This window comes from Stutzerimonas azotifigens DSM 17556 (genome assembly GCF_000425625.1).
GTDB classification, from domain to species: Bacteria; Pseudomonadota; Gammaproteobacteria; order Pseudomonadales; family Pseudomonadaceae; genus Stutzerimonas; species Stutzerimonas azotifigens.
This window is the reverse complement of record NZ_KE384429.1, coordinates 1-414: the sequence shown is the minus strand read 5'-3', so window position 1 is coordinate 414 and position 414 is coordinate 1. Positions and strand designations below refer to the sequence as shown.

General features: G+C 63.0%; 1 protein-coding gene. It reads right to left on the bottom strand.

What is annotated here, in order from left to right:
• Window positions 1-125: 125 nt before the first annotated feature.
• Window positions 126-414: transposase (locus H610_RS0122910; RefSeq protein ID WP_028241841.1), on the bottom strand; the 289-nt coding region annotated here is incomplete at its 5' end.

Below are 414 nucleotides of genomic sequence, written 5' to 3'. Positions count from 1 at the left end.
CCCACCGTAGGAGCGAGCTTGCTCGCGAAGGAACGCAGCGCCGGCGTCGAATCCGTTCGCGACCAAGGTCGTTCCTACATCCGGGGCCGGTCTCGCTGCCGGCCCTGTAGATACCGTCTTGAGCCCTAGTGGGCAAGGGCCAGTTTAGGGTCGAAAGGCTGGCCGGATTTCAGTACCCCATAGGCGATGTGCAATAGCTTGCGCATGGCGGCACAGACGATCTGCTTGCCGGTCTTGCCCCTGGCTTTCAAGCGGTCCCGCAGAGCGCTGATGGCGGCGTTGTGCTTGAGCGAGCAAACAGCCGGCATATAGAGCCCAGCCCTCAGGCGAGACGAGCCCGTTCGAGATATGCGCGTCTGGCCCTTGTAGGTGCCGGACTCCTGCAGCTTGGGGTTCAATCCGGCAAAGGCGGTG